We start from the raw sequence: 23,448 nt of genomic DNA, 5'->3' as shown, positions 1-23,448 counted from the left end.
GCGCCCCGTCGAGCGATGTCTCACCTGCATTCCAATAATTTATCGATAGAATGTCAACGAAAAACGCCGGTCGATTGATTTTCAGGTTCTGCCCGGAAATGAAAACGCCCCGCTTGCGGTGAGACGCGGGGCGTTTTCAATGCGGTGCGACCCGTCATTGCGGGCCGGTCACGGTCGGTTGCGCATGTTCTCCGGCAGCCAGGTCGCGAGCTCTGGGACGGCGATCAGGACAAAGACCATCGCCACCATGATCGCGAACATCGGAAGCGCCGCCTTCGAGATATAACCCATCTCGTGCCGGGTGATGCCCTGAAGCACGAACAGGTTGAAGCCGATGGGCGGCGTGATCTGCGCCATTTCCACGACGATCACGACGAAGATGCCGAACCAGATCATGTCGATGCCGGCCGCGCGCACCATGGGTTCGACCACCGCCATCGTCAGCACCACGGCGGAGATGCCGTCGAGAAAGCAGCCGATGACGATGTAGAAGACGAGAAGCGCCATCAGGAGCTCGAAGCGCGACAGCTCCATCGACGCGATGAATTCCGCAATCGCCCTCGGCAGACCGGTGAAGCCCATCGACAGCGTCAGGAAGGCCGCACCCGCGAGGATCAGTGCGATCATCGCGGAGGTCCGGGTCGCGCCCATCAGACTGTCGATGAAGGTCGACCAGTTGAGCGATCCCTGCCAGGCGGCGAGGGTGAGCGCTCCTATGACGCCGATGGCGGCGGCCTCCGTCGCGGTGGCGAAGCCCGCATACATCGAGCCGATGACCACGAGGATCAGCATCATCACCGGGATCAGGAAGCGGGCGTTGCGGATTTTTTCCATGAAGGTCATGGGCGGTTCGGGATCCGGCTTGTAGTTTTTCGACAGCTTCGCGTAGATCGCCACATAGCCCATGAACATACTGGCCAGCACCAGTCCCGGCAGAACGCCGGCCATGAACAGCTTGGTGATGGATTCGTTGATGGTCACCCCATAGACGATGAGGATCAGCGATGGCGGGATCATCAGTCCGAGGGTCGCCGCACCCGCGAGCGTGCCGATCACCATGTGTTCGGGATAATTGCGTCGCCTGAGCTCGGGGATCGACATCTTGCCGACGGTCGTCAGCGTCGCCGCCGAAGAGCCGGAGACGGCGGCGAACACCGTGCAGCCGACGATGTTGGTGTGCACAAGCCCGCCCGGCAACTTGGCCATGAAGGGCGACAGGCCGCGGAACATGTCCTCCGACAGGCGGGTTCGATAAAGAATCTCGCCCATCCAGATGAAGAGCGGCAGTGCGGTCAGGGTCCAGGACGACGACGAGGCCCAGATCACGGTGATCATGGCATCGCCCGCCGGGCGCGAGGTGAAGAGTTCCACACCCACGAAGGCGACGCCGACGAGCGCGAGGCCGACCCACACGCCGGTGCCGAGCAGCAGGAACAGGACGAAGAGAAAGAGAATGACGGGAGCGAAGGATTCCATGGCCGTCACTCTCCGTGGCTTTGTTCGGCGGTGTCGGACTTGATGCCCGCGTTGCCGAGGAACAGGACGCGGACGAAGTGGTCCGTCATCGCGATGGCGAGCAGAACGGCACCGATCGCCATGGCGGTCTGCGGGATCCACAAGGGGGTCGCATCCTGTCCCTGGCTGAGGTCGTTGAATTTCCACGACCAGTAGGTCGCCTTGATCGCGTAGCGGGCGACGAACCAGGCAAGCGCCGTGCCGATGGCGAAACACCAGATCTCCAGCCAGCGGCGCCGGGTCCCGAGCGCGTTCAGCAGGATGCTGACGCGGATGTGGGCACCGTGATTGAGCGCATGGGCGAAGGCGAAGAAGGAGGCCGCGGCCATGGCGTAGCCGGCGTAGCTCGTCGCGCCGGGAAAGGTCAGCCCGGTCCAGCGCGCGACCATCTGGCCCATGATGATTGCGAGAATCGTGACGAGGCTGAGAGCGGCCAGAGCGCCGCCAAGCAGATACAGTCCGTCCAGGAACCGGCGCAATCCGCGTCCGAGAGCTGTCATGGGTCCGTCCGATGGTTCGGCGGCAGGCCGGCGGTCGGGCCGGTGCCGGGCGCAAGGGAACGGCGACCGCAAGGACGTGCTCGCGGCCGCCGGATCACGTCGCTCCGCTTACATCGCCTTGTAGGCATCGACGATGGTCTTGCCCTTGTCGCCGGCCGATTCAAGCCACTCGGCCGTCATCGTCTCGCCGATCTCGGCGAGATCCGCCTTGAGCTTGTCGCTCGGATCGCCAACCGTCATGCCGTTTTCGGCGAGGCCTTCCAGCGTGAAAGTGGTGTAGGCCTTGGCCTTGTCGAGGCCTTCCGCCTCGGCGGTTGCGGCACAGCCGCGGACGACTTCCTTGTTGTCATCGGACAGGCCGTCCCAGGCGTCCTTGTTGACCATCACGGCGTTGCGCGGCAGCCAGGCGTCGACCGCGTAGAAATGCGAGACGTTTTCCCAAAGCTTGCGATCGTAGCCGGTGGCGCCGGAGGAGACCATGGATTCCGCGACGCCGGTGGCGAAGGCCTGCGACACTTCCGCCGCCTCGATCTGGACGGGCAGCATGCCGGTCAGTTCGGCGAGCTTGGCGGTCGCGGCGTTGTAGGCGCGGAACTTCAGGCCTTCCATGTCGGCGACCGAGTCCACCGGCTTGTTGAAATACATGCCCTGGGGCGGCCACGGCACGGTGTAGAGCATCACCAGGTTCTGCTCTTCCAGCGCGGCGCCGACGGCGTCTTCCGCCGCCGACCACAGCTTGACGGAATCGTCGAAGGAGGTTGCGAGGAAGGGAATGCTGTCGATGCCGAACAGCGGATCCTCATTGGCATGGGCCGACAGCAGGCGCTCGCCGATCTGCACCTGGCCGGTCTGGACCGCGCGCTTGATTTCCGCGCCGCCGAACAGCGAGCCGCCCGGATGGGTGACGATCTCGATGTCGCCGCCGGTGCCCTCGGTGACGCAGGCGGCGAAGACCGCTGCGTTCTCGGAGTGGAAGTTGGAGGCCGAGTAGGCCAGCGGCATGTCCCACTTTTCCGCCGCTGCCGGCGCGGCAAAGGCGACCGCGATCAATGCGGTCGAGGCAAGGGCGGTGGACTTGATGAGTGTCTTCATTCTCTGTTTCTCCTCCGGTTTTGCGCGCCTCGCCGGTGTGCGTTGCGCGAATTCCGTCTCTGGTTTCCCGGCTTCACGCCGGATCTTGTGGTGTCGCGGTCTGATGCCGCGCGTGCATTCACTCTAGACGGCGAAGCGTCCCGGCGAATAGGGGGCCATGTCGATGTTCGGCGTGCGACCGGCAACGAGATCGGCGATCAGCCGTCCGCTGCGCGGGCCGCCCGTCAGACCGACATGGTGGTGTCCGAAGGCCATCAGCACGTCCTTGTGGCGCGGGGAGGGACCGATGAGCGGAATGGAATCGGCCGGTGCCGGACGATGGCCCATCCAGCGTGTGAGCGCGGTCCATTTCAGCGTCGGCATTGCGCGCCGGGCCTGGGTTTCCAGCACCTTGAATGGGGCATCGCTCGGCCCGGCGTCCCGTCCGCCGAACTCGACGATGCCGGCAAGGCGGATGCGCCCGTCCAGCGGTGTGGCGACGAATTTTCCCGCGGTCATCATCAGCGGCGCGCAAGGGTAGGCATCGGGCGCCTCGAGTTCCAGATGATATCCGCGTTCGCTTTCCATCGGTACATCGATGCCGAGCTGGCGGCCGAGATCCTTCGACCAGACGCCGGCGGCGAGCACGGCCCGCCCGCAGTCGATGGCGCCGGCATCGGTCTCAAGGGCCGCCAGGCGACCGTCCCCGAAGCGGAAACCGCGAACGTCGGCGCGCAGGACGCGCCCGCCCAGGCTTTCGAAGTGGGTGGCGAGGTCCTTGACGTATCGGCCGGGGTCGCTGATCACGCCGTGGTCGGGAAGTTTGACGGCGAAGCGGTTGTCCGGACCGATCAGCGGTTCGTAGTCCCGAAGTTCGCGGTCTTCCAGGATGTCCCAGCGAAAGCCGGCGTCGCGGCGCAGCGACCAGGCGAAACCGTCGGCCTCGAAGGCGGCGCGGTCGCGGTACACATAGAGGTAGTCGCTTGCGCGCAGCCAGCGTTCCGCGCCGGTTCCCGCCGCGAGCGCCTGATGTTGTTCGAGGCTGTCGCCGATCACGGGCAGAAGCGCGGTGGCGATGCGGGCTGTTTCTGCTTCCGTGCAGTGGGAGAGGTATTTCGCCAGCCAGGGAAGAAGTTTCGGAAGATAGGACCAGCGCAGGAACAGCGGGCTTTGACGGTCGAGGAGCATGCGCGGGGCCTTGGCCGCAAGGCCCGGCACCGTGACCGGCACCACAGCGCAGGAAGCAAGCACGCCGCCGTTTCCGTGGGAGGTTGCCTCGCCGGGCGCGAGCCGATCGACCAGGGTCACCTCGTGCCCGTCGCGTGCAAGCCAGATCGCCGTGGCGACGCCGACGATCCCCGCTCCGATAACGGACACTTTGCAGTGCTTGTGGTTCACGCAGTCCCCCTTGCGCATGTCCAGCACAGTGTCCTTTTCGACGGGTCCCGTGTCAATAATTTGTCGATAACTTATTCGTATATTTCAGGAGGTGTGTATTTGTCCGTTTGCAGTCCTTTTGTTGTTTAGGGGACAGCCGTTCGAATTGTCGGGTGCTTGACCTGGCGCGTGTTGCGCCGTTTTCTTGTGTCGTCTTCAAGACAGTGCGTGGTCGGGCCACGTCGCCCGGCCTGCCGATGGATTTGTGAATGACCGTCCCCACATGCCAGACCCTGCGACCCGCTGTCGGTATCTTGATGCTCGACACGCGGTTTCCGCGCATCCCCGGTGACATCGGCAACCCGGAGAGTTTCCCGTTTCCCGTGCGCTATGCCGTCGTGCCTCAGGCTTCGCCGACACGGGTGGTCGAGGAACAAGCGGAGGGCCTGTTCGACGCCTTTGTGACCGCCGGTCGCGCGCTCGTGCGGGAAGGGGTCGGCGGCATTACCACGTCCTGCGGGTTGCTGTCGCTGTTTCAGGATGATCTGAAGGCGGCGCTCGGCGTGCCGGTCGCCGCGTCCTCGCTGATGCAGGTGCCCTTCGTCGACCGGCTATTGCCGCCGGGCCGGCGGTGCGGCATTCTCACCATCTCCTCGTCGGCGCTGACGGGCGCGCATCTGGATGCCGCCGGCTGCGCGCGCGACACGCCGGTCGGCGGGACGGAAGCGGGCCGCGTCTTCACCCGCGCGATTCTGGACAATGCGCCCGATTTCGACGTGGAGGCGGCGCGCGCCGACAATGTGCTTGCCGCACGCGAGCTGGTCGGACGGCATCCGGAGGTGGGCGCGATCGTGCTGGAATGCACCAACATGGCACCCTATGCGGCCGATATCGCGGAGGTCACGGGACTGCCCGTCTATTCCATTGTCAGTTTCGTCAATTGGTTCCACGCCGGATTGGCGCCCGGACGGTTTCCCGTGCCGGCGACCTGATCGCCGGTTGCCCTTGCGGCGTCTCCTGCCGTAGCCTGTCGGCCCGTCGCTATCGAGGTCGATGCTTGATGTCAGATCCGCTCCCAACCGCCGATGGCCCGAGTCGCACTGTCGGGCCGGTGGTGTCCGCCGCCCACCTCGCGTCCGGCGCGATGCCCGCGCTTTCCGAAGTCGAATTTGCGATGACCATGATGGTCAATGCCTACCACCGCTGGATGGTGCGCTGCATGTCCGCCGCCGGCGCGCCCGGCATGAGCCCGCTCGACACGCTCGTGCTGCATTCGGTCAATCACCGCGGGCGGCCGAAATCGTTGGCGGACATCTGTCTGGTGCTCAACATCGAGGACACGCATACCGTTACCTATGCGCTGAAAAAGCTGCAAACGGCCGGGCTTGTCGAGACCGGTCGCCGCGGCAAGGAAAAGACCGTTGCGATCACGTCGGAGGGCGAGGCGATCTGCATGGAGTACCGGCAGTTGCGTGAGGCGCTTCTGGTCGGGCCGGTCAAGGATCTGGGAATGGATGAGGTCGAGCTGTCGCGTCTTGCCGCGATGCTGCGGTCCGTGTCCGGCCACTACGACCAGGCCGCGCGCGCGGCCGCCGCCATGTAGGTCGGCCGCCGTCGGTGCGCGATCAGGCGACCTGGGTTGTCACGGGTCTCGTGTCCTGATCCGCCATCTCGCGTTCGTCGTCTTCCAGCTCCAGCTCCAGTTCCAGCAACGTGCCGGAAACGGTTTCCTGCTCCGGCCGGCGCGCCTGCGCGGTGGCTGGATCGTTTTCGGTGAGATCCATCGGACGCCCGAACAGGAAGCCTTGAACCTTGTCGCATCCGGTGGCACGCAGCAGCGTGACCTGGTGCTCGTTCTCGATGCCTTCTGCGGTAATGATGACCCCGAGCGACCGGCCAAGACCGACGATCGAGGCAACAACGGCATCGGTCGTGCGGCTCTTGCCGAGCGTTGCAACGAAGGAGCGGTCGATCTTGATTGTGTCGAAGGGGAAGCGCGACAGGTAGCTCAAGCTGGAAAATCCCGTGCCGAAGTCGTCCATGGCAATCGAAACGCCCATTTCCCGCACATGGGTCAGCGTCTTCACCACCGCTTCGGTATCGGAGATCAGCAGGCTTTCGGTGATCTCGATCTCCAGACGACCGGGGTCGAGCCCGCTGGCCTCGAGCGCAAGGGCGACACGGTCTTCCGTCTTTCCCGGACTGAATTGCGCGGGGGACACATTGACCGCAATCGTCAGGGAGGAATCCGTCCAGGCGGCGGCTTCCATACAGGCCCGCTGCAGCACCCAGGACCCGATTTCCTCGATCAGGCCCGCTTCTTCCGCGATCGGGATGAAAACCGTCGGCGAGATGGTGCCCTTTTCGGGATGCTCCCAGCGCAGCAGCGTTTCGTAGCCGCACAGCCGCAGGTCGGACAAGGTGAACTGCGGCTGATAGAGCAGGCGGAACTCGTCCTGTTTGAGCGCCTTGCGCAGATCGCCCTCGAGTTCCTTGCGCTGTTGCGCTTCCGCGTCCATATCCGGCGAGTACCACTTGAATGTCGAGCGGCCGGAGTGCTTGGCCCGGTAGAGGGCGAGGTCCGCGCAGTGAAGCAGACGGGAGGCCCGCCAGGTTGCCTCGCGGGCCTGTGCGACGCCGATCGAGAGCGAGATCTGCAGGTCCTTTCCGCTGATGCGGGTCGGAGTACGGGTGGCCTCAATCATGGTGGCGGCGAGGCGCGTCAGTGCCTTGCGGTCGGTGTCGACGGCGATCAGCACCGCGAATTCATCGCCCGACAGCCGTGCGACGACATGATTTCCGAAAACGGAGCGCAGGCGGTCCGCGATGACCTGCAGGAACAGATCGCCGACAGCATGCCCGTGCGTGTCGTTGATCTGCTTGAATTTGTCGACGTCGATCAGCATCACGGCGATGTTGGTTGCCTTGGCATGGGCAAGGCGCAGGGCCTCGTTGAGTTTGGTGGCGAAGACCGTTCGGTTGGGCAGGCTCGTGAGCGCATCGTGATGGGCGAGAAACTGGATCGTCTGGCTGTCCTTCAAACGGTCGCGGAAACGCACCCAGACGAAGAAACTGGCAAGCAGCATCGCGGTGGCGCAAAGCGCAATCATGATTGCCAGTCCCAACCGAAGGAATTCCGTCAGGAAGACCCCGGTCCTCGCCTGATCGTGAACAAGCACAAGCGCGCCGGCGACATTCGGCCCGTTGAGAATCGGCAGCGCGATCAGGCTCGGGTCGCTCGGTGGGCCGATCAGATTGTCGGCGATGCTGATTGCCGGCGTTCGCGTTGCCAGCGTCTCTTTCAGCAGCGGAACGATATTCGGCGCCGGCGTGGTTTCGCTCCCGGTAACGCCAAGCGGGAGGGCTCCCTCCCGACGGTGGTCGAGGGCGTCTCTCGCACCGCCGCTGCCGAACCAGACCAAGGATTCCACTTGCATGTCGTCATGCGTATGGAGATGGCGTATGAATTCGTCGATCAGGAATTCAAGCTTCGCGGGTGCGAAATAGGGCTTAGCGTCCCCGGCGGCCGTGGTATCCCAGGTGTCGATGGATGAGCGAAGGCCTGTGCTGGCCGCCGATTCCTCCGCCTGGCTGCCTCCGGCGGTCTTGATATAGTCCTGGAGTTCGCGGTCGAAGCGCCTTGCCGCATCCATCGCGTCGCGGGCGTAGAGGGAGTGGGAAAACCAGAGGTTTGCGCCATGGATTGCGCCCGCAAAGGCCACCACGATCATAAATCCGGCGAAAACTCCCGCCAGCTTCCTGAAATTCCGCACGTCTTTCATCCTGTCTCCCCCGGACGGGAGGTCACTGCGAACCTGCGGAACTATGACAGGGGGAAGTTTCCAGACACTGAATCGAACCAGAGACCCGCTGGCGCGTTTCACGTTTGTTTTTGAGCCGGCGCCACCGCAACACACAGCAAGGAGATCGCGATGAACACGGAACCGAGCCGCCGGGAGACGGATTCCATGGGCGCCGTCGAGGTGCCTGCCAACCGATACTGGGGTGCGCAGACGGAACGTGCCCGGCATAATTTCGCGATCGGGCGCGAGGGCTTTCCCATCGAGATCATCCATGCGCTTGCGCGGATCAAGGCGGCTGCCGCGCGTGCGAATGTGCGCCTTGGAACGCTGGACGATGAGCAGGCGCGGTTGATCGCCGCCGCGGCAGAGGAAATCGTCGACGGCCGCCATGACGGCGAGTTTCCCTTGAGCGTGTGGATGACCGGCTCCGGCACCCAGGCCAACATGAACGTCAACGAGGTGATCGCCAACCGGGGGATCGAGATGGCCGGCGGCACGCTCGGAACCAAGGATCCGGTTCATCCCAACGACCACGTCAACCGCTCGCAATCCTCCAACGACGTTGTGCCGACGGCGCTCAATCTTGCGGCGGCGACAATGATCGAGACGCGGGTGATCCCGGCGGTCCGCCTCCTGCGCGACAGCCTCCGCGACAAGGCCGACGGCTGGGCGGGGCTCGTCAAGATCGGCCGCACGCACATGCAGGACGCCGTGCCGATGACGCTGGGACAGGAGTTTGCCGGCTATGCCGGGATGCTCGACGACAATCTGTTGCGGCTCGACTTCGCCCGCGACGGGCTGATGCCGCTCGCCATCGGCGGGACGGCGATCGGGACCGGCCTGAACGCGCCGGACGGTTTCGACTCGATGGTTGCAGAGGATCTGGCGCGGCAAACCGGCCTGCCGCTTCGTGCATCGGCCAACAAGTTCACGGTGATGGGCGCACATGACGCCATGGTCATGGCCTCGGGGGTACTGCGCACGCTGGCCGTCTCGCTTCACAAGATTGCCAATGACATTCGTCTCCTGTCCTGCGGCCCGCGCGCGGGCTTTGCCGAATTGCTGCTGCCGGAAAACGAGCCGGGATCGTCGATCATGCCGGGCAAGGTCAATCCGACCCAGTGCGAGGCGCTGGCGATGCTCACGCTGGAGGTCTGCGGGCTGGATGCCGCAACCGGCATGGCCGGCGCCGGCGGGCTGCTGGAGATGAACGTCTACAAGCCGCTGATCGGCTACAATGTGATTACCGCCAGCCGGCTGCTTGCCGACGGGATGGAGCATTTCACCAAATTTGCGATTGCCGGAACGGATGCCAATGCCGCGCGTCTCGAGGAAACCGTGTCGCGCTCGTTGATGCTCGTGACGGCGCTGACACCCGAGATCGGCTACGACAAGGCGGCGGAAATCGCCCATCACGCCCATCACGAGGGCACCACCTTGCGCGAGGCGGCGTTGGCGCTGGGCCATGTCGACGCGGCGACATTCGACCGGATCGTGGATGCCGGCGCGATGACCGGGGCGATGCCGGCACCGGGGCCATCCTGAAGAACGGTTCCGGCGGGTCTCAACCCAAGCGTGAAGCTGTGCTATCAGGCAGGAAGAACGCCAAATCGCGAGTCGGGGCAATCTTCATGAAGCGACGTGACAATCCGGCTGGACCTGCGCCGTATTCCATGGATCACGGCGCGACTGCGCCGGCCGGTCGCCGGCGCGCGCTCGCCGCGCATCCGAGTGAGTAGGGGCGGGCCGTCGTGAGCATCTGGTCCCGTATCAGCGCGGTCGCTGCCCAGATCGGTGCCGGCGGCATTCATGTCGTCGATCGCATCGTGCAGTTCATCGTCACGGCCGGGGACGGGCGCGAGGACCGCTCCGTCGCCTTTACCGTTGCAATGATCGCGCTCTCCGCCAAGATGGCCAAGGCGGATGGCGTCGTCACCGGCGAGGAGGAAATCGCCTTCCTCGACGTCTTCGACATTCCCGAGGGCGAGGAGCGCAATGTCGCGCGGCTGTTCAACCTCGCCAAACAGGATGTGGCCGGGTTCGAAACCTATGCGGAGCGCCTGGCGGCGCTCTTTCCCGAAGAATCCGATATTCGCATCGACATACTCGATGTGCTGTTTCACATCGCCAAGGCCGATGGCGTGGTGCATGAGCACGAGGTGGCCTATCTGCGGCGGGTCGCCGAGATCTTCGGGCTGGACGGGCGTGCCTTCGACCAGATCCTCGCCCGCCACACGCGCGACGGCGCGGATCCTTACGTCATGCTCGGCATCGCTCCGGAGGCGTCCGATGCGGAGATCAAGCGTCACTATCGCAAGCTTGTCACCGAAACCCATCCCGACCGGCTGGTGGCGCGCGGCGTTCCGGAGGAATTCGTGCGCATCGCCAGCGACCGTCTGGCGGCGCTGAACGGCGCCTATGCCAAGATCGCCGCCGAGCGCGGCCTGTAATCCTTCATGCCCCGCTGGACAGCGTCGGCGTCCGGCGCTATCGCGGCGCGGACAACACCTCGTTTCGGAACGCACATGAGCCTGAAGACGGACACGACCCTTCCCGCGCGGCTGCGCCCCTCGCCGAACCACAACGCGCGCGCCGAAGGCGTCGCGGTCGACATGCTGATCCTGCATTACACCGGCATGACCGGCGCGCAGGAGGCCATCGGACGGTTGTGCGACCCGCGCGCCGAGGTCTCGGCGCACTATGTCGTCGAAGAGGACGGCACGTTGCACCAACTCGTGCCGGAAGCGCGGCGGGCCTGGCATGCCGGCGTCTCCTTCTGGCAGGGCGCGCGCGACATCAACGCTCGCTCGATCGGCATCGAGATCGTCAATCCCGGCCACGAAAACGGCTATCGGCCGTTTCCGCCGGCGCAGATCCAGATGGTGGCGGCACTCGGCCTCGACATATGCCGGAGGCACCGCATCCCGGCACACCGCATCCTGGCGCATTCCGACGTCGCGCCGGCGCGCAAGGAGGATCCCGGCGAGCTGTTTCCCTGGGATGTTCTCGCGCGCGCCGGCGTTGGCCAGTGGCTGGAGCCGGAGCCGATTTCCGGCGGCCGCTTCTTTCAGGAAGGCGACAGCGGTCAGCCGGTGGAGGCGTTGCAATCGATGCTGGCGCTCTTCGGCTATGAGGTTGCCATCGACGGCAATTACGACAGGGCAACGTGCCTGGCGGTGACCGCGTTCCAGCGTCATTTCCGTCCTGAGCGGGTGGATGGCATCGCCGACATGTCGACCATCACGACGCTTCACAGACTGTTGCAGAACCGTCCCGCTTCGGCGTGAGCCGAGGCGCGGCAAAGAGCGGACAAGCCGTTGCCGCGTTGTCGTGAAGTTCGTGCCGGATTGTCGCCACAGAGTCGAATAGCGGCAGTTTTTCACGCAATTTCGTCAATTTCTGCGTAACATTTCGTGAATTCTGCCGCCGGATTTTGGTCGCACCCCGCCGTCATACCCCCGCCCTCACAACGACGACGAATGCTCTTGAAGGTCGGGTACATGACGATTGCAAACCGCACGAAACTCATCGCAGCGCTTTTCCTCGGGCTCGCCGCCGGCGCCTGCCAATCTTCGGCAGTGTCCACGACGACGGTCAATCCGGCGATCCTGGAAGCCGGTGCGAAGGCGCAGAAATACGATGCGATGATCCGTTCCGAGGCAAAAAAACATGGCATCCCGGCAGACCTTGCCCATGCCATCGTGCGAGTCGAAAGCAACTACAATGCGAAGGCGCGCGGCCGGCATGGCGAGATCGGGCTGATGCAGATCAAGCCAAGGACGGCCCGCGGCGAAGGTTTTCGCGGCAAGTCCGGCGCGCTCTACGATCCCAAGACCAACATCAAATACGGCATGAGCTATCTGGCGGGTGCCCACAAGCGCGCCGGTGGCGATCTTTGCGGCACGATCCTGCGCTACAACGCCGGCCACTACGCCAAGCGCATGAACCCGGTCAGCCGCCGGTACTGCACCAAGGTCAAGCGCCTGCTCGACAGCTAAGCGGAATCACCTGTCGGGCGGATCCGTCGGGACAAGACGTGCCAAGGCGCGGGCCTCCTCCCGTGATGCTTCCGAAAGTCCGCGTGCGGTGCCGGCCCGATCGCCGGCGCTCTTGGCCTGGTTGAGCTTCCAGACCCCGTCGAGCGCCTCCACCTGCATCTCGATGCCGACGATTCCGCGCATCATTCGCTCGATATAATCCGCCGGTGCGTCGGCCACCGTCCAGGGCGCTGGTTGGCCGGCCTCGTTCTGATCGGTGAGGGCGTCGAGCATCGCCCGCAGCTCCGACGGATCGTCGATGGTGGTGAGCCGTCCGCGCGCCTCCACGGCGATATAGGCCCAGGTGGGAACCGCCTTGCCGGTCTCCCGTTTGGTTTCGTACCAGCCGGGCGACACATAGGCATGCGGTCCCTGGAAGAGCGCAATCGCCGGGGTTCCGCTGCCGATAGCCCGCCAGTGCGGGTTGGCGCGGGCGACATGGCCGCGCAACCGAAGGCCGCCGGAGGCCGCCTCGTCGACGACCATCGGCACCTGCGTGCAATTGAGGCCGTGCTCGCCGGTGAACACGGCGGCCAGCCGGATCCCGCCGATAGCCTCGACCAGAACCGCGCGGTCCGTGATCCGGCTCGCTTCGATCGTATACATCAGGTTTCGTCCCCCCGAACTTTGGCCGGTTCGCCGCGTGCATCCATGAAGGCGTCGAGCGACGCGGGTCTTGGCACGCATGCGTCAAGCGCCGCGTCAGGGTGCACCGCCCCAACCCGTTCGGCAATGTCCACCACACCGGCCCAGATCGGCAACGCGTAATCATCCGCGTCATCGACGGGCGGGCCCTCGCGCCGCTTCATCGTCATGTGCTCCACGTCGAGGGCGATCACGCCGGTTGCGTGCTCTTCCTTGTCGCTCATTTCCCGCACCTCGTCCCAGCGACCCGGCAGAAGGTGGTCGGTCAGGGCGACCAGCGCGTCATGCTTTTCCCGCGCGTCGGCTACGGCCCGCGCCATGCCGTGGACCACGACGCAGCGGTAGTTCATGGAGTGGTGAAAGGCCGAACGCGCCAGAACCAGACCGTCGAGCACGGTCGCCGTCAGACAGACCGGAACGCTCGCGCCCAGTCGCTTGACGATGCGGGTTGCCTTGGCTCCGTGCAGATAGAGCGTGTCGCCGATGCGCGCATGGATCATCGGGATCACCATCGGGCGCGCATTGTCGATGAAGCCGACATGCGACACGGCGGCCTGGTCCAGCACGGCCCATGCATCGGCCTCCAGAAAGACCGCGCGCTTGCGGGCGCGAACTCTCGCATGTGACGGGGGCTGCGCTGCGGAAGCTGCGGGTGTCGGTGTCTCGTTCATGATGTCTTTCCCTGATCCTTTCCGGTCATCGCCTTTGCGTGGGCAGGCGGAGTGTGTCATTAAAGTGGCTCCTGAAAAGTTCCAGTTTTAATATTTTGGAAGTGCCGGTTCATGGAGACTGCGGGTCTGTACCTGTCGCGCGACAGCGCCGTTCCCCTGTCGGAGCAGATCTATCGGGGATTGCGCGCGGCGATCGGCGACGGGCGTTTGCCGCCGGGTGGAAAGCTGCCGTCGAGCCGCCGGCTCGCCGCTGCGCTCGAGGTTTCGCGCAACACGGTGACGGCGGCCTACGAATTGCTTGCCGCGGAAGGGGTTGTGACGGTGCGCTCGGGCGCAGCGCCCCGGATCGCCGACACGCTTCCCTCGTCGCCGGCGCCGCCCCGCAACGGTGCGCGCGTGCAAAGTCCGGCGCTTTCGAAGCGCGGTGTTCTCTTCGCCTCCAGTCCCTGGGCGGCGACCGCCAAGGGGGCGAACGGCCGGCTTCAACCCGGCACGCCGGCGCTCGGCTGTTTTCCGCGCGACGCATGGGGCCGATGTCTGCGCCGTGCCGCGCGGACGATCCCGGCGACCGGGCTCTTTTATGATCAACCCTCGGGGCTCACGGTCCTGAAGGAGGTTCTGGCGCGCTACCTTGCGGCGGAGCGCGGGGTGCGTGCGCAGGCCGACACGATCCTGATCACGCCGTCGACCCAGGCCAGCCTGTCGCTGCTGTCCACTTGCCTGACCGATCCGGGCGAGACGGTCTGGCTGGAGGATCCGGGCTATCTCGGCGCCCGAGCCGCCTTCACAGCCGCCGGCTTACGCATCGCGCCACTGCCGGTTGACGACCACGGTGCCGACATTGCGGCGATGACCGGACAGGATGCGCCCCCGCCGCGTTTGATCTATGTGACGCCGTCGCACCAGTATCCGATGGGCGCGCGTCTGCCGTTGCCGCGTCGTCTCGCGCTTCTGGAAACCGCGCGCCGCACCGGGGCGGTGGTGCTGGAAGACGATTACGACAGCGAGTTCCTCTTCGAAGGCCGGCCCGTGGCCGCGCTTCAGGGGCTCTCGAGCGGTGAGGAGGCGATCTATCTCGGGACCTTCGCCAAGAGCATGATCCCCGGTCTGCGGCTTGCCTATATGGTTGTGCCGCCACACTTGGTCGGGCCGCTCGCCGCCGCGCAGCGCGCCGCAGGCCTTTATGCCGGGGCGATCCCGCAGGCAGCGCTCGCCGATTTCATCGACGGCGGACACTACCGCGCGCACCTCAAGCGAATCCGCACGCTTTATCGTGAACGCGGGCTGTATCTGGCGGAGACCTTGCGCGCCGTATTGGGCAATCGGGTGCAGGTGGCCGATCCGTCGGGCGGCGTTCAGCTTGCCGCACGTCTTGACCAGGAAGTCGATGACAGGCGTCTCGCGGCTGCCGTGAACGCACGGGGTTTCGGCGTTGCGGCGCTGTCGGCCTATGCGCTGGAGGCGGCGACACGCGGGTTGGTGATCGGCTTTGCCGCTGCAACGAGGGCGGATGCCGAAGCGTGTGCCGAGGCGGTCGCGGCCGGGCTCGACGAGCAGCGGGCGGTTGAAAAGCAACCGCCGGCGAAACGGTCGCTTGACCGGCGCGCGGGCGACCCCTAGGTGTCGCGGGTCAGTCGGCTGGACGGTCGCTCCCGCAAGCACGGAAACGTCGCGGGGGAGGAAAGTCCGGGCTCCACGGAAAAACGGTGCCGGGTAACACCCGGCGGGGGCGACCCCAGGGAAAGTGCCACAGAAAGCAAACCGCCATGGCCCAGGCCACGGCAAGGGTGAAAGGGTGGGGTAAGAGCCCACCGCGCGACCGGCAACGGAAGCGGCACGGTAAACCCCACCGGGAGCAAAACCGAATAGGGGCGACGGGGGACCTTCGGGTTCCGGCCCGTTTCCAGGCCAGTCGTCCGGGTAGGTTGCGTGAGGCGTTCGGCAACGAACGTCCCAGATGAATGGTCGTCGCGTGCGGCGCTTGCGTCGCGCCATACAGAACCCGGCTTAGAGGCCGACTGACACTCTTTCCTGCAAGCAATCGTCCGTCCGGCGCGTCGCGGCAAGCGCGGCCACAGCGTCCCATGCCATCCCGGCCCACTCCGTCCCGGACCGCTCGATGCGATGCGGGTCGGCGCGCGCGCCGAAAACGTCATGGGTTGCGAAAGCGCCGGCGCGATCTGTGGACCGTTTTGCATCGCAGCATCGCGTTCTTGTCTCCGGAATTGCGGATTTGTGCGCCGCACGCGGCATTTTGTTTTTCGCAACTCATTCTTAAGCTTAACCGTGGATAACTGTTTTACGGTGCGTCACACGCCGTGGGGAGGGGGCTGAAACCATTGGATTCCATTGACGCCCATGAGGTCCCATGCTATCCCAAATCATCCCGTTTCGAAGTGAAGCGACGGGTCAAAGGCTAACAACGGATCGGGGAGTTGTCCCGACCGCAACGGGATCCGCTGCGGTGCACGTCATCCGTTTGTCCGGTGAGTGGGAGTTTGGCTGGAGTCGGGCATCGAATGCCCGATCGTGGGGCGAGAGAACGAATGGCCGGCTTCGTGTCGCATTACACCAATCGGCTCGACGCCAAGGGGCGCGTTTCCGTCCCTGCGCCCTTTCGTCAGGCGCTTGTTCGCGACGGTTTCGAGGGCCTTTACTGCTTTCCGTCGCCGCATCATCCGGCGATCGATGCCGGCGGCAATCAGCTCGTTGCCCAAATCGAGAAGCGTCTGCTCGGCGTTGCCACGCTGACCGAGGATCACGACGCCCTGTCGACGGCCTTTTACGGCGCCAGCGAAACCCTGAAGATCGATGGAGACGGGCGGGTGATGCTCAGCGACGAGCAGCGTCATTATGCCTGTCTCGACAATCAGGTCACCTTCGTCGGGCAAGGCTACAAGTTTCAGATATGGGAGCCGGAGCGTTTTCGGGCGCATCGCGCGGATGCCATGAAGCGCGCCATGGACGTGCTGGCCAAGCAATCGGCAAAGACGGCGAGTGCGGCATGATGGCTGCGGCAACCCGACCCGACATTTCGGGCAGCATCACGAAACGACCGCATGTGCCGGTGCTTCTGGCGGAAGTGCTCGACGCGCTGGCGGCGAAGCCCGGCGATACGATCGTCGATGGCACCTTCGGTGCCGGCGGCTACTCCCGCGCGATCCTCGACACAGGCGCAAGGGTCGTTGCCGTCGACCGCGATCCCGATGCGATTGCCGGCGGGGTGCCGCTGGTGGTTGAGGCCGACGGACGCCTTGATCTGGTGGAAGGGCGGTTTTCCGACCTTGACGCGCATGTGCGCGCGCTCGGCCTTGCGGACGTTCAGGGTGTGGTGCTCGATCTCGGCGTCTCCTCGATGCAGCTCGATCAGGCGGAGCGCGGGTTCTCGTTTCGCAACGACGGGCCGCTCGACATGCGCATGGAGCAAAAAGGCCTGTCCGCCGCGGATGTCGCCAATTTCCTGCCGCGGCGCGACCTGACGCGGGTGATCGGCATTCTGGGCGAGGAAAAACGGGCGTCATCCGTGTCGCGCGCAATCTGCGACCGTCGTGCCGAGGCCCCGTTCACGCGGACGGCGGATCTGGCGGCGGTTGTCGACAAGGTTGTCGGGCGATCGTTCAAGGGCAAGCAGATCCATCCGGCGACGCGCACCTTCCAGGCGCTGCGCATGTATGTGAACCGCGAGCTGGAGCAGATCGTCGATGCGCTGGCGGCAGCCGAGCGAATTCTCGCGCCCGGCGGGCGTCTGGTTGTCGTGACCTTCCACAGCCTGGAGGATCGGATCGTCAAGCGCTTCCTCGCCGACCGCATCCGCACCCGTTCTGGTGGCTCGCGTCATCTGCCGGAAACCGATGTGCCACCGCCGACCTTCGAGCTTGTGTTCAAGGGCGCGCGTGAGGCGGGGGACGACGAGATCCGCGACAATCCGCGTTCGCGCTCCGCGCGGCTGCGGGCGGGCTTGCGCACCGATGCGCCGGCGCGATCCGACATGCCGGACAATCTCGGCGTTCCGCGCCTTGCCTCACTCGAGCAGGCGGAAGGATAGGGAAATGACACGCTATCTGAATGTCTTCCTGGTGATCGGCGTGCTCGCTGCAGCCGCCACGGTCTACGACATGAAGCACGATGCGGAGCGCGCGGCGGAGCGTGTTGCCAATCTCCAGCAGCGCATCGACGAGGAGCGCGAACAGCTCAAGCTGCTTCGCGCCGAATGGAGCCTTTTGAACGATCCGAGCCGATTGCAGAAGCTGGTCGAGCGCTACAACGAGCACTTGAACCTTCAGCCGCTGGAGGTCGAGCAGATCACCCGCATCGAGGATGTGCCGGTGAAGCCGATGCAGCTTGCACCTATCGGCGGGGCGTCGTCGCTTGGCGGCTACGCCGGGACGCAGCCGGTGGTGAGATAGGGGCCGAGATGTCAAACAGCGATCAACCCGTCTCCTTCCTTCAGCGCCGCACGGTGGGCGAGCGGCATGTTCCGCGCGGCCCCTCTACGCGTGCCGTGCGCTCACGCGTCTATATGGCGATGGCGGTTTTCTCGCTGGTCTATCTCGCCATTGGCGGCCGGCTTGTGATGCTCGGACTGAGCGAAGAGGCGGAGACGGCCTCCTATATTTCCGCGCAGGACAGCGTTGCCGCCTCGCGGCCCGATCTCGTCGACCGCAACGGTCAGATCCTGGCGACCGATATCAAGACGGCCTCGCTTTACGCCGAGCCGCGCAAGATCCTGGATGTGGACGAGGCACTTGAAGGCATCGCCAGCGTTCTGCCGAACCTGGGAACCGACGCGGTGCGCCGCCGCCTTGCCAGCAATGCCGGCTTCATCTGGCTCAAGCGTGAACTGACGCCGCGCCAGCGCACGCGTCTGCACGATCTCGGCATTCCGGGGATCGGCTTTCTGGAGGAAAACAGCCGCTTCTACCCGGGCGGCCCGACCGCCAGCCACATTGTCGGCTCGGTGAATGTTGACAACAAGGGCATCTCCGGCATGGAGCTTGCCGTCGACAAGGCCTGGCTCGGCGAGCTGCAGGATCTGGGATTTGCCAGCGACCGACGCCCCATGGAAGGCGTCAATCTCTCGGTCGACCTGCGGGTCCAGCATGTCGTGCGCGATGAATTGTCGAAGGCCCTGCAGCGCTACAAGGCGATTGCCGGCGTCGGCATCGTGCTCGACGCCAAGACCGGCGAAGTCGTCGGCATGTCTTCGCTGCCCGACTTCGATCCCAACGACCGGGCACAGGCGCTGGAGAAGAACCGCTTGAACCGCGCAACCGGCGGCGTGTTCGAGATGGGATCGGTGTTCAAGACCTTTACCGTCGCGATGGCGCTCGACAGCGGCCGCGTGACGATGGACGACAGCTTTGACGCCTCGCGGCCGCTGCGCGTCGGGCGGCGCACGATCAATGATTTCCATGGCAAGCGCCGCATCCTCTCGGTCGCCGAGACCTTTATCTATTCGTCCAACATCGGAACCGCGAAGATGATGCTTGCGGCGGGCGTGGACACGCAGAAGGCGTTCATGGAGCGTATCGGGCTGACGACGCGCATCAAGACAGATCTTCCGGAAGTCGCAACGCCCCTGCTGCCGCCGAAGTGGAACGAGTTGGCTGCAATGACCATCTCCTTCGGGCACGGCATTTCGGTGACGCCGATGCAGACGGCGGTGGCCGCGGCGGCGCTCGTCAACGGCGGGCGGCTCATTCCCCCGACGTTCACGCCGCGCACCCTGGCGGAGGCGGAGGAGGTCTCGCGCCAGGTGATCGATCCCAGAACCAGCGAAATCATGCGCTATCTGTTCCGCCTGAACGTCCTGAAGGGGTCGGGGCGTCGCGCGGAGGTTCCGGGCTATGTCGTTGGCGGCAAGACCGGTACAGCGGAGAAGATCGAGAACGGCCGCTATGTGTCCGACAAGCGGCGCAATTCCTTCCTGTCGGCCTTTCCGATGGACGATCCGCGCTACGTCGTGCTGGTGGTGCTCGACGAGCCGAAGCCAGAACGAGAGGGCGTTGGCGCCACCGCCGGCATGAACACCGCGCCGACAACATCTGCCATCATTCGGCGCATTGCCCCCACACTGGGAGTTTTGCCCAAATTCGGAGATAAGACGGAGACCGTTTCAATCGCCTACTGACCGGAGCCGACGCGAACCGGGGTCGCACCAAAGGTTCGCTTCCGCTCCCGATGACGACGCACACCAGATATTGGCGTACAACATGCTGCTCAAGGACCTTGCCGGCGAACAGGTGCTCGCCGCACCCGAGTTCGAAACCGAAATCGCCGGATTGTCCGCCGACAGCCGAACGGTCTCGGACGGCTACCTCTTCGCGGCCCTCAAGGGCGCGACCGTCGATGGCACCCGGTTCATCGCTGAGGCCCGCGCCGCCGGCGCCGGCGCTCTGCTTGTCGGCCCCGATGTCTCCGCACAGACCCTGGAAAGCCTTGGCGACGGATTTCCCGTCATCGTCAGCGACGATCCGCGGCGCACGCTGGCGCTGATGGCCGCCCGCTTTCATGCCGTCCAGCCTGAGACGGTCGTCGCCGTCACCGGAACCAGCGGCAAGACCTCGGTCGCCGTCTTCGCGCGACAGGTCTTCGCCGCCGCCGGTCACAAGGCGGCAAGCCTCGGCACCATCGGAACGGTGACGAGCGCCGGCGCGAACTATGGCGGCCTGACAACGCCCGATCCGGTCTCCCTGCATGAAACGCTCGCCCGCCTCGCGCATGACGGCATCACCCATGCCGCACTGGAGGCCTCCAGCCACGGGCTCGACCAGCGCCGGCTCGACGGTGTGCGCCTTGCGGCGGCCGGTTTCACGAACCTGGGGCGCGACCATCTCGACTACCACAAGGATGTCGACGACTATCTCGCCGCCAAACTGCGCCTGTTCGACACGCTGCTTCCGGCCGACAAGCCGGTCGTTCTGGAGCCGCAAGCCGCTTGTGCTGACCGGGTCATGTCGGCGGCGCGCGAGCGCGGTCAGCCGCTCTTCACCGTGGGCGAGGGGGGCACGGATCTCGCGTTGCGCGAGATCCGTCATGATGGCTTCGTCCAGATCCTGACCATCGACACGGAAGACGGCACGCGTGAAATCCGTCTGCCTCTTGCCGGGCGTTTTCAGGTTTCCAATGCGCTGATCGCGGCCGGACTTGCGATCGCCGGTGGCGTGAAGAGGGACGCGGCGCTGGAGGCGCTGGAAACTCTTGAAGGCGCATCGGGGCGGCTCGAGCTCGTCGGCGAAAGCGACGACGGCGCGCTGGTCTTCGTCGATTATGCGCACAAGCCCGATGCGCTGGACACCGCACTGGCCGCGCTGCGTCCCTTCACCAAAGGGCGGCTGATCGTGGTCTTCGGCGCCGGCGGCGACCGGGATGCGGGAAAGCGTCCGCTGATGGGCGCGGCTGCCGGCCGCCAGGCGGATGTGGTGATCGTCACCGACGACAATCCGCGCGGCGAGGATCCGGTTGCGATCCGGCGCGCGATCCTGGAGGCTGCACCCGGCGCGCTGGAGATCGCCGACCGGCGCGACGCCATTGAGGCGGCTGTCGGCATGTTGCAAACGGGCGACGTGCTGTGCATCGCCGGCAAGGGGCACGAGCCTGGGCAGATCGTCGGAGACGAGGTTCTGCCCTTCTCCGATCATGAGGTTGCGCGCGCGGCGCTTGCCGCGATTGCGGAAAGCGACCTCTTCGCCGCTGCCGCCGATGGGCGTGGTGACTTCGACTTCGATCTGGCGACCCTGCTGGAGGGCGACGCAGATACCGGGTCCGAGGCCGAAACGATGTCCGACAAAAAGGCCCAGGATGCCCCTGCGAATGATGCGGGTGAGGCATCGCTCGACGACGAACTGACGGCGGTGCTGCAGGAGGAACTGAACAGCGACGCGCCGGTGACGGAACGGCTTGACGACAGCAGCGACGACGAGATCTTCGCAGACGCAGACGCAGACGCAGACGCAGACGCAGACGCAGACGCAGACGCAGACGCAGACGCAGACGCAGACGCAGACGCAGACGCAGACGCAGACGCGGACGCAGACGCAGCTCTTTTTGTCGACGACGATGACCAGCCTGAACGCGATGCGGGGGACGAGGACGCGACGCAGGATTCGGGTGCCGATGCCGAAGAGGATCTTTCCGGCGCCCGGACCGATGCCGATATCACTGCGGCGGCGCCCGGCGATGACGAGCGGGGGCCTCTTGACGCTGACCCCGAGGACGGTCCGGCGGGAGACAACGTCGGGGATGCGAGCGACGAGGAGGCCCCGGAGCAAGCGGGAGACGCGCCGGAGGAGACGGCTGCGCCGGTCGATCTGATGGGTGCGGTCCTGCCGGCCGCCGCAGCGGCGTCCGACAGGCCGGGTCCCGCCTTCGGGCCGCTTCCCGAACCGGACGATGATCGACCGCTCTGGACGCTCGCCGAGATGGTCGCGGCAACCGGCGGACGTTGTGAGGGCGTGGACGAGGGGGCCGAGATCTCCGGCCTGTCAATTGACAGCCGGACGATCGAGCCGGGCGATGCCTTCATTGCGATTGCCGGAGAGCGGTTCGACGGGCATGATTTTGCCGGTGCCGCGCTGGAGGCCGATGCGGCGCTGGCGGTCGTCTCGGAGGCGCGCCGCGCCGACCTGCCGAAGGCGGGACGCTACCTGATCGTGGAGGATGCGCTGGAGGGTCTGCGCGATCTGGCGCGCGCGTCGCGGGCGCGCAGCCGGGCGCGGATCGTCGCGGTCACCGGCTCGGTCGGAAAGACCAGCACAAAGGACATGCTGAAGCTGGCGCTCGACGCCTCGGGCAAGACCCATGCGCCGGTGGCAAGCTTCAACAATCACTGGGGGGTGCCGCTGACGCTGGCGCGCATGCCGGCGGATGCCGCCTTCGGGGTCTTCGAGATCGGCATGAACCACGCCGGCGAGATCACACCGCTGGTCCAGATGGTGCGCCCGCATGTTGCGGTCATCACCACGGTGGCCGCGGTGCATCTTGAGTTTTTCGGGTCCGTCGAGCGGATCGCCCAGGCAAAGGGGGAGATCTTTCTCGGCCTGGATCCGGGCGGTCTGGTGCTGCTCAATCGTGACAACGATCAGTTCGATCTCCTGACCTATCTGGCAAAGACGGCCGGTGTCCGGCGCATAGCCACCTTCGGACGCGAAGGCCCGGCAGACGCGCAAGCCGAAAAGGTGTCCGCCCAGGTCGCCTGCAGTTCGATCTCGGGACATATTTTCGACCAGCCAATCACCTACAAGGTCGGTGCGCCGGGCCAGCATCTCGTCACCAACAGTCTCGCGGTTCTGGCATCTGTCGCGGAGCTCGGCGGAGATCTGGCGCTCGCCGGACTGGCGCTCGCCGGATTTCGCGCGCCAAAGGGCCGCGGCGCGCAGGTGAGCCTGCGTCTGCCGGAGGGAGGGGCGACGCTGATCGACGAGAGCTACAACGCCAATCCCGCATCCATCCGCGCGGCGCTGTCGCTCTTGAAGGAAACGCCGATTTCACGCCCCGGCCGGCGGATCGCCGTGCTCGGCGATATGCTCGAGCTCGGCGAGGCGGAAGGACGCCTGCATGCCGACCTGCTTGAGCCGGTCAGCGAAAGCGGGGCGGATCTGGTCTATTGCGTCGGCGAACGCATGCACGAACTCTGGACGCTCTTGCCGAAGCACCTGCGTGGCGCTTATTCCGAAGAGGCTGCGAGCCTGCGTCCGCTGCTTCTGGAAGACGTGCGGCCGGGGGACGTCATCATGATCAAGGGGTCTCTCGGCTCCCGGATGGGGCCATTGGTCGAGGCGCTCAAGCGCGAATTTCCCGTCGAGGATGACGGAGCCGAATAGGACGCCCG

19 protein-coding genes and 1 other RNA gene are annotated in these 23,448 nt (G+C 65.3%); 13 read left to right on the top strand and 7 right to left on the bottom strand.

Annotation, left to right across the window (positions count from 1 at the left end; translation table 11 throughout):
• Positions 1–168: 168 nt before the first annotated feature.
• From BLU32_RS13085 to BLU32_RS13070, 4 genes are all read right to left on the bottom strand, one after another.
• Positions 169–1,476 carry a TRAP transporter large permease gene (locus BLU32_RS13085; RefSeq protein ID WP_093807604.1) on the bottom strand — a complete coding sequence of 436 codons (1,308 nt, stop codon included), beginning with the start codon at positions 1,474–1,476 and terminating at the stop codon, positions 169–171.
• A 5-nt stretch (positions 1,477–1,481) separates the two neighbouring features.
• Positions 1,482–2,015, bottom strand: a complete 534-nt coding sequence (locus tag BLU32_RS13080) for a TRAP transporter small permease (RefSeq protein ID WP_093807602.1) — start codon at positions 2,013–2,015, stop codon at positions 1,482–1,484.
• A gap of 108 nt (positions 2,016–2,123) precedes the next feature.
• Positions 2,124–3,107 carry a TRAP transporter substrate-binding protein gene (locus tag BLU32_RS13075; RefSeq protein ID WP_093807600.1) on the bottom strand — a complete coding sequence of 328 codons (984 nt, stop codon included), beginning with the start codon at positions 3,105–3,107 and terminating at the stop codon, positions 2,124–2,126.
• Between the two features lie 123 nt (positions 3,108–3,230).
• Positions 3,231–4,502 (bottom strand): FAD-binding oxidoreductase, encoded by a 1,272-nt coding sequence (locus tag BLU32_RS13070; RefSeq protein ID WP_093807598.1) that lies wholly within the window; start codon positions 4,500–4,502, stop codon positions 3,231–3,233.
• Between the two features lie 230 nt (positions 4,503–4,732).
• On the opposite strand from BLU32_RS13070, the gene BLU32_RS13065 reads away from it, so the two are divergent.
• Positions 4,733–5,455, top strand: a complete 723-nt coding sequence (locus tag BLU32_RS13065) for an aspartate/glutamate racemase family protein (RefSeq protein WP_093807596.1) — start codon at positions 4,733–4,735, stop codon at positions 5,453–5,455.
• A 68-nt stretch (positions 5,456–5,523) separates the two neighbouring features.
• Positions 5,524–6,066: a winged helix DNA-binding protein gene (locus tag BLU32_RS13060; protein WP_208976881.1), complete on the top strand. Its 543-nt coding sequence runs from the start codon at positions 5,524–5,526 to the stop codon at positions 6,064–6,066.
• Between the two features lie 22 nt (positions 6,067–6,088).
• On the opposite strand, the gene BLU32_RS13055 is transcribed toward BLU32_RS13060, so the two are convergent.
• The gene (locus BLU32_RS13055; RefSeq protein ID WP_208976880.1) at positions 6,089–8,245 is read right to left on the bottom strand and encodes a bifunctional diguanylate cyclase/phosphodiesterase; all 2,157 of its coding nucleotides are present in this window, start codon (positions 8,243–8,245) and stop codon (positions 6,089–6,091) included.
• Positions 8,246–8,395: 150 nt separating this feature from the next.
• On the opposite strand from BLU32_RS13055, the gene BLU32_RS13050 reads away from it, so the two are divergent.
• The 4 genes from BLU32_RS13050 (at position 8,396) to BLU32_RS13035 (ending at position 12,264) form a co-directional block, all read left to right on the top strand.
• Complete coding sequence (locus BLU32_RS13050; protein ID WP_093807594.1) at positions 8,396–9,811, top strand: lyase family protein; 1,416 nt, start codon at positions 8,396–8,398, stop codon at positions 9,809–9,811.
• A gap of 206 nt (positions 9,812–10,017) precedes the next feature.
• Positions 10,018–10,716: a DnaJ family molecular chaperone gene (locus tag BLU32_RS13045; RefSeq protein ID WP_093807592.1), complete on the top strand. Its 699-nt coding sequence runs from the start codon at positions 10,018–10,020 to the stop codon at positions 10,714–10,716.
• 75 nt (positions 10,717–10,791) lie between these two features.
• Positions 10,792–11,553, top strand: coding sequence for an N-acetylmuramoyl-L-alanine amidase (locus BLU32_RS13040; protein ID WP_093807590.1), 762 nt, complete (start codon positions 10,792–10,794; stop codon positions 11,551–11,553).
• 213 nt (positions 11,554–11,766) lie between these two features.
• Complete coding sequence (locus tag BLU32_RS13035) at positions 11,767–12,264, top strand: lytic transglycosylase domain-containing protein (RefSeq protein ID WP_197673608.1); 498 nt, start codon at positions 11,767–11,769, stop codon at positions 12,262–12,264.
• Positions 12,265–12,270: 6 nt separating this feature from the next.
• Here BLU32_RS13035 and BLU32_RS13030 read toward each other — a convergent pair whose 3' ends face one another.
• Both BLU32_RS13030 and BLU32_RS13025 read right to left on the bottom strand, forming a co-directional pair.
• Positions 12,271–12,909 carry an FMN-binding negative transcriptional regulator gene (locus tag BLU32_RS13030; RefSeq protein ID WP_157727665.1) on the bottom strand — a complete coding sequence of 213 codons (639 nt, stop codon included), beginning with the start codon at positions 12,907–12,909 and terminating at the stop codon, positions 12,271–12,273.
• Positions 12,909–13,619 (bottom strand): pyridoxamine 5'-phosphate oxidase family protein, encoded by a 711-nt coding sequence (locus tag BLU32_RS13025; protein WP_093807584.1) that lies wholly within the window; start codon positions 13,617–13,619, stop codon positions 12,909–12,911. The genes BLU32_RS13030 and BLU32_RS13025 overlap by 1 nt, the downstream gene beginning before the upstream one ends.
• A 111-nt stretch (positions 13,620–13,730) precedes the next feature.
• On the opposite strand from BLU32_RS13025, the gene BLU32_RS13020 reads away from it, so the two are divergent.
• The 7 genes from BLU32_RS13020 to BLU32_RS22565 all read left to right on the top strand — a co-directional run bounded on the left by BLU32_RS13020 (position 13,731) and on the right by BLU32_RS22565 (position 23,440).
• The gene (locus BLU32_RS13020) at positions 13,731–15,239 is read left to right on the top strand and encodes a PLP-dependent aminotransferase family protein (protein WP_093807582.1); all 1,509 of its coding nucleotides are present in this window, start codon (positions 13,731–13,733) and stop codon (positions 15,237–15,239) included.
• Positions 15,240–15,249: 10 nt separating this feature from the next.
• Positions 15,250–15,645, top strand: an RNA gene (rnpB, locus tag BLU32_RS13015) — RNase P RNA component class A.
• 520 nt (positions 15,646–16,165) lie between these two features.
• The gene (locus BLU32_RS13010; RefSeq protein WP_093807580.1) at positions 16,166–16,627 is read left to right on the top strand and encodes a division/cell wall cluster transcriptional repressor MraZ; all 462 of its coding nucleotides are present in this window, start codon (positions 16,166–16,168) and stop codon (positions 16,625–16,627) included.
• Positions 16,624–17,664, top strand: a complete 1,041-nt coding sequence (gene rsmH / locus BLU32_RS13005) for a 16S rRNA (cytosine(1402)-N(4))-methyltransferase RsmH (protein WP_093807578.1) — start codon at positions 16,624–16,626, stop codon at positions 17,662–17,664. Before BLU32_RS13010 ends, rsmH begins: the two co-directional genes overlap by 4 nt.
• 4 nt (positions 17,665–17,668) lie before the next feature.
• Positions 17,669–18,025 carry a hypothetical protein gene (locus BLU32_RS13000; RefSeq protein ID WP_093807576.1) on the top strand — a complete coding sequence of 119 codons (357 nt, stop codon included), beginning with the start codon at positions 17,669–17,671 and terminating at the stop codon, positions 18,023–18,025.
• Positions 18,026–18,033: 8 nt separating this feature from the next.
• The gene (locus BLU32_RS12995; RefSeq protein WP_093807574.1) at positions 18,034–19,749 is read left to right on the top strand and encodes a penicillin-binding protein 2; all 1,716 of its coding nucleotides are present in this window, start codon (positions 18,034–18,036) and stop codon (positions 19,747–19,749) included.
• A gap of 82 nt (positions 19,750–19,831) precedes the next feature.
• Positions 19,832–23,440 carry a UDP-N-acetylmuramoylalanyl-D-glutamyl-2,6-diaminopimelate--D-alanyl-D-alanine ligase gene (locus BLU32_RS22565; RefSeq protein WP_093807572.1) on the top strand — a complete coding sequence of 1,203 codons (3,609 nt, stop codon included), beginning with the start codon at positions 19,832–19,834 and terminating at the stop codon, positions 23,438–23,440.
• The last annotated feature ends 8 nt before the right edge of the window (positions 23,441–23,448 follow it).

Source organism: Stappia sp. ES.058 (genome assembly GCF_900105595.1).
Classification (GTDB): Bacteria; Pseudomonadota; Alphaproteobacteria; order Rhizobiales; family Stappiaceae; genus Stappia.
The sequence above is the reverse complement of the archived record's forward strand: the minus strand, read 5'-3'. Positions and strand labels throughout refer to the sequence as shown.